Source organism: Arthrospira sp. PCC 8006, from assembly GCF_046480465.1.
GTDB lineage: Bacteria > Cyanobacteriota > Cyanobacteriia > Cyanobacteriales > Microcoleaceae > Limnospira > Limnospira platensis.
In genome coordinates, this window is the sequence record NZ_PKGG01000294.1 from 1 (window position 1) to 5,183 (window position 5,183).

Genomic DNA, 5,183 nt, shown 5'->3' on the forward strand with positions numbered 1-5,183 from the left:
TATGGGAATTAGTAGATGGGGGGAAAGTGCCAGGTTTATTAATAATATTATTCCAAATTAACTCAGTTAATGTGACGAAGTTAGTATTGGAGTCAATAACTGCTTGTATCCGTTCATTAGTTAAATACAGATTAACTTCACCTTCTGGCAAGTCATCGGTTGATTGCCCAAACTTACTAGAGTAAATGTTGAAATTAGTCATAACTGCCTCTATATTGATTACTTAATTAAATGGCTAATAACTTAATACTAGCCATTCATTTGATGATTACATATCAATATATTCGATAATTGTAACGCTGATACTAGCGCTAGATTCTGCTATCGCCTGTAACTTAGTTCTACCCCACGTTATTGAGATGGTATCACCTGGCTTAACCGAAAATGCAGCGTCTGACACGCTATCACCTGTAGGGTCAAATATTAGATATACATTGGTATTTGACCGATTCTTTACAAACACCGTTCTACCGTTACTGGTAGCATTGATAGGCACAACTTCCGTGATAGTGTTAGCAGTCAAACTTATCGCTGTAGTTGTCGGTGTTCCCTGTATTTTACTGCTAATGTTTAGAGTGTCTAAATTGACAACAGAACTATAAACTGAGAAACTCATAATAAACCCCTAAATCAAAGATTATCTATCAATGAATCAATTAAACGCTTCAATGATTACTGGGATTTTGTTAATGAAAAAATCTTGACTATATCATCAGGTACTGAACAATTTTTAGACAGTTTTATCACTCAAAGTATTGAGGCAAAAATGAAACAAAATAACCAGGCAATTAACGCGGGATGTCCTGAGTTAACCGAGGTTGTAACTGATATCGACCCGAAAGCGTTAAAAGAAGCCATTGAGAGAGCCAAAACAGATGGATATCTTGATAGTCGCGTTAATGTTTCAGAGTTGACTAATCTAATGAAAAATAGAGGATATAATATGATAAATCAGAACGGCAAAAATGTTTGAAAACAAATCATATAGGAGACCAAAAAAAATGACTCAAGCCAACACAAATGCCATTATGAAGGCAAGGTTTAAAACATTTAAAAAATGGTAGACAGTACAGTCTAAAACGCTAATAAAGAAGATGATAAGGCAACGTTAATTTCAATACTAGATGATTGCGAGGTTGAGTTATCCTTAGCAGAAGCGAAAAAACAATTATCGCTCAAACAGCTTAATTATATTAAGCATTTACTAACCAAAATCGAATAATTTAAACCCTTCCGAAATGACGTTAAACTATCACAACTTAACCACTATCAAAGGATAAATCCATGTCAATCAAATCAAGTACGCCCGGATTAAACGTAGTAGAATATAGCTACATGAGCAATCGATTAAACCCTAACGCGGTAGGATTACTTGACTTAGTAGAACTTGCTATCACRYCTGAACAATTTGATGAAATTGTCGAATTTATTCAAATCCACAGGCATTTTTTAAACGCGGAAATCGAGTTAATCAAAGGCATTGAAGCATTGCTTAATGCAAAAATTACAGAACACAACAATAATCAAAATCACCCTGACAATGATTATCACAAGTTCAATTAATCAGTTACTGCAATGCAATCAATAGGAGACAAAACCATGAATGAAGAACAAGCAAGGTTAATGGTTATCGCGGAATTAGCACGTGATATTTACGCTCAAATGATGTCACGAGATATCCCCTACGCTAATCAAGATACCAGGATGAAATTAGCCGAAATAGCTCATAACGCTGCTGTTGATTTTATGACGGTACAAAAAAAATGGGTATTGTCTCAAGAGACAGTTATTCAACCAGTATCATTTATATCCGACTTTAGTGGCAATGGTTACAGTAGCGATATTTTTATGGGAGGTAACTTTGATGCCTAAATTACTCCCAGTAGTCACACTAACAGGGTCTTACAAAGGGTTTCTGGTAGGTCATGGTAATATCTGTATCGAAGTAGGTTCTTTAGAATGGTTTAAATACCTAGAAACCAATAAATCCTTTTCAGTGGAGGTTAATGGTAAACGATTGACAGCGTGCAAAAAACTCTCAATCAATGGTTTTACCTACTGGAACCTCAAAGGGTGGGATGGTAGCGTTAATCATCACATTTACATAGGAAAAGCTGACCAAGTTACTGTAGACAAGCTAACAGAAGCAGCGTTAGCTATGATTGCTAAGTGCAGTAAACCCTAAACCCTAACACCTAACAGCTACCCCAATAACTTAAATGACCCCCTATGGTTTCTGACTGTAGGGGTTCATTCATATTATTCACCAATAATATTATTGCAACAATATTATTGCGGGCTTATATGAATGCTCACCCCTAGTTTACCYACAATAAACACCCTAAGCCAAAACCTTAACCCGTCTATTAGGGGTAATCATCCCGTGCGGAACTCAGTACCCCTATAAATTGGAGACTTGTCTAGCGGTATGTAGGTATCGGTTTCGATGGTAAGGCAATTCCCTAGGATTATGTAGGTATCAGCGAGAGATGACGAAACAAGTTACCAGTTGAAAAGTTGTTTGGGGGTATCGCTTCAGTATGTCATAGCCAGGTTAGTCGTGATTATGCGATCGCATTTTGTTGGTAGCGAGTAGGCTCCTCAAGATTTCACTAATAATCTGACTACCCCTATGGGAGTCAGGTAGGCGGTCTGATATCTTTGTACATTGATAGGGGTATCGTTGTACATTGATAACCTAGTGGGTTCCCCCTACGGCTACCTACGGCTATCGTGTTGACTTTGAGCCATAGATAAATCCCACTGCGATCGCACTCATACATTTCTATGGTTAGCACTGGTAGCTTTAGGCAATACCCTGCAAAATTGAACCCATACCCTCCCCCTAACCGGAACAGACATATTAGGGGAACTGACCGTTGCGATAGCAGTCAACAGTGACGCTAGGAACCGCTAGGCTTGCTGTTGACGGGTATCGCTAGGGAAGTACCCTATTGGTTGTCTGGTTAGGGGAGATATAGGTATTTGACAGTTCCCCTAGGTTATGCTTGTTGACTGAGTAATCAACCTGTTGACAGAATTATTTTCCTGTGCTAGGACTAGATTGTGAGTAATATCTGAGTAACTCAATAGAATATAGGGTTGAGTAATAACCCGCTATCGCTGTCAGGATAAGGGTTTATAGTAAAAGGCGGCACCCGGATTTGAACCGGGGATGGAGATTTTGCAGACCTCTGCCTTACCACTTGGCTATGCCGCCACCACTGCGATTTACTAATATATCACAACCCCTGGGAAAACTGCAACTTTTTTCGCCAAGAATTGACACTCTTCTGTAATCGAGGGGATAACCAGCTATCGTATTGGGGATATATCGGTAGTCGTGGCCGTAATTGCCAACCTTTCCGGTTGATAATTTGGCTGAGGGTTTCCGGGTTAATGTGGGGATAGTCCGGGTTGACTACATCTTGGGGACCGATTCCCCCTAGGTCTCTGGCTCCCGCTTCCAGACATTTTAATAATATCTCTGGCTGTATAACTAGGTTGGGGGGAATTTGCACCGTCACTTCTGCGGGGAGAATACTGCGGGCGATCGCCACTACTTCCGGTAATTGGCTAAGATTAAATCCGTACCCTGGCTCCCCTTGTCGGCTTCCTTCGCTGTAGGGTTGCACAATTACCTCTTGAATGTGACCAGAGCGATCGTGAATTTTGGCGATCGCTTCTAATGTCCATCCCCAGTCTGAGGGACTTTCCCCAATTCCCAAAAGTAACCCAGTCGTAAACGGAATTTTGAGTTCCCCAGCCCAATCAAGCTGCTGTAACCTAATACTAGGAACCTTGCTAGGCGCGTGGCGGTGAACCGTTTGTAAAAGATCCCGAGTCATTTGTTCGAGCATTAACCCCATCGACACATTAACCTGTTTTAATCTAGCCATTTCCTCAAATTTCAGAGGACCCGCATTAGTGTGGGGCAGAAATCCGCAACTTAGCGCTTCATCGCACAATTCATAAATGCGATCGCACCAAGCCTCTCGCCGGGGACTGTTGGGGTGTACTTCCCCACTCAGAATCAAAATCTCCACTACTCCCTGTTCACATAGTCCCGCCAGTTGCTGTTTCATCTCGCCGACAGTTAACCAAGGGCTATCTCCCGGTTCCCTGCGGAAATTGCAGTAACTACAGCGGTTAAAACACTCATAGGTCGGAACTATCGTATACGCCGGAGAATAGGAAACCAAAGCAGACATCTGACTAAACATTAGTTTTGCTTATCTCAAATATAACTAAATACTTTATTAAACCCCTTTACAAACCTTAACCGAGTGTGTCATATTATAAACACGGTAGAAAAACAACTGCCGGATAAGTACCTCGAAAATTCAATACAGCAATCATATCCAACATGACTACTACCATTCAGCAGCGCGAGAGCGCCAACGCCTGGGAACGGTTCTGTAGCTGGGTAACATCCACCAACAACCGCCTCTATGTAGGCTGGTTCGGTGTTCTGATGATCCCTACCCTACTAACTGCTACCATCTGCTACATCATCGCTTTTGTAGCTGCTCCTCCCGTTGACATTGACGGTATCCGCGAACCCGTAGCTGGTTCTCTGTTGTACGGCAACAACATCATCTCTGGTGCGGTTGTTCCTTCTTCCAATGCGATCGGTCTGCACTTCTACCCTATTTGGGAAGCAGCCAGCTTGGATGAGTGGCTCTACAACGGTGGCCCCTACCAGTTGGTAATTTTCCACTTCCTGATCGGTGTATTTTGCTACATGGGTCGTGAGTGGGAACTGTCCTACCGCTTGGGAATGCGTCCTTGGATCTGCGTAGCTTACAGCGCACCTGTTGCTGCTGCTAGTGCAGTATTCTTGATCTACCCCATCGGACAAGGTTCTTTCTCCGACGGTATGCCTCTGGGTATCTCTGGAACCTTCAACTTCATGTTGGTATTCCAAGCAGAACACAACATCCTGATGCACCCCTTCCATATGCTGGGAGTTGCCGGTGTCTTCGGTGGTGCTTTGTTCTCCGCGATGCACGGTTCTTTGGTAACTTCTTCCTTGGTGCGTGAAACCACCGAAATCGAATCTCAAAACTACGGTTACAAATTCGGTCAAGAAGAAGAAACTTACAACATTGTGGCAGCTCACGGTTACTTCGGTCGCCTGATCTTCCAATATGCTTCTTTCAACAACAGCCGTTCCCTGCACT

At 42.2% G+C, this 5,183-nt stretch carries 6 protein-coding genes, 1 tRNA gene and 2 pseudogenes; 5 read left to right on the plus strand and 4 right to left on the minus strand.

The genetic code is table 11. The features are described from left to right. Both B9T16_RS25495 and B9T16_RS25500 read right to left on the minus strand, forming a co-directional pair. Window positions 1-202: pseudogene (locus tag B9T16_RS25495) on the minus strand (hypothetical protein); the annotation flags it as partial. 66 nt (window positions 203-268) lie between these two features. After that, window positions 269-616 carry a hypothetical protein gene (locus B9T16_RS25500; RefSeq protein WP_410246076.1) on the minus strand — a complete coding sequence of 116 codons (348 nt, stop codon included), beginning with the start codon at window positions 614-616 and terminating at the stop codon, window positions 269-271. A 15-nt stretch (window positions 617-631) separates the two neighbouring features. On the opposite strand from B9T16_RS25500, the pseudogene B9T16_RS25505 reads away from it, so the two are divergent. The 4 genes and pseudogenes from B9T16_RS25505 to B9T16_RS25520 all read left to right on the plus strand — a co-directional run. Beyond that, window positions 632-973, plus strand: a pseudogene (locus B9T16_RS25505) (hypothetical protein); the annotation flags it as partial. Between the two features lie 311 nt (window positions 974-1,284). Next, the gene (locus B9T16_RS25510; protein WP_410246077.1) at window positions 1,285-1,563 is read left to right on the plus strand and encodes a hypothetical protein; all 279 of its coding nucleotides are present in this window, start codon (window positions 1,285-1,287) and stop codon (window positions 1,561-1,563) included. A gap of 36 nt (window positions 1,564-1,599) precedes the next feature. Next, on the plus strand, window positions 1,600-1,872 hold the full coding sequence (locus B9T16_RS25515; protein ID WP_410246080.1) for a hypothetical protein: 273 nt from the start codon (window positions 1,600-1,602) through the stop codon (window positions 1,870-1,872). Further along, a complete protein-coding gene (locus B9T16_RS25520; protein WP_410246078.1) occupies window positions 1,826-2,185 on the plus strand; it encodes a hypothetical protein in 360 nt (119 codons plus the stop codon). Before B9T16_RS25515 ends, B9T16_RS25520 begins: the two co-directional genes overlap by 47 nt. Before the next feature lie 964 nt (window positions 2,186-3,149). Here B9T16_RS25520 and B9T16_RS25525 read toward each other — a convergent pair. Together B9T16_RS25525 and cofG are read right to left on the minus strand one after the other, a co-directional pair. Then, window positions 3,150-3,220: transfer RNA gene (locus B9T16_RS25525), tRNA-Cys, on the minus strand. 22 nt (window positions 3,221-3,242) lie between these two features. Further along, the gene (gene cofG / locus B9T16_RS25530; protein ID WP_006618989.1) at window positions 3,243-4,223 is read right to left on the minus strand and encodes a 7,8-didemethyl-8-hydroxy-5-deazariboflavin synthase subunit CofG; all 981 of its coding nucleotides are present in this window, start codon (window positions 4,221-4,223) and stop codon (window positions 3,243-3,245) included. Between the two features lie 143 nt (window positions 4,224-4,366). Between cofG and psbA the strand changes: the two genes are divergently transcribed. Further along, window positions 4,367-5,183 (plus strand): photosystem II q(b) protein (gene psbA, locus B9T16_RS25535; protein WP_410246079.1); only part of this gene is annotated, 817 nt, incomplete at its 3' end.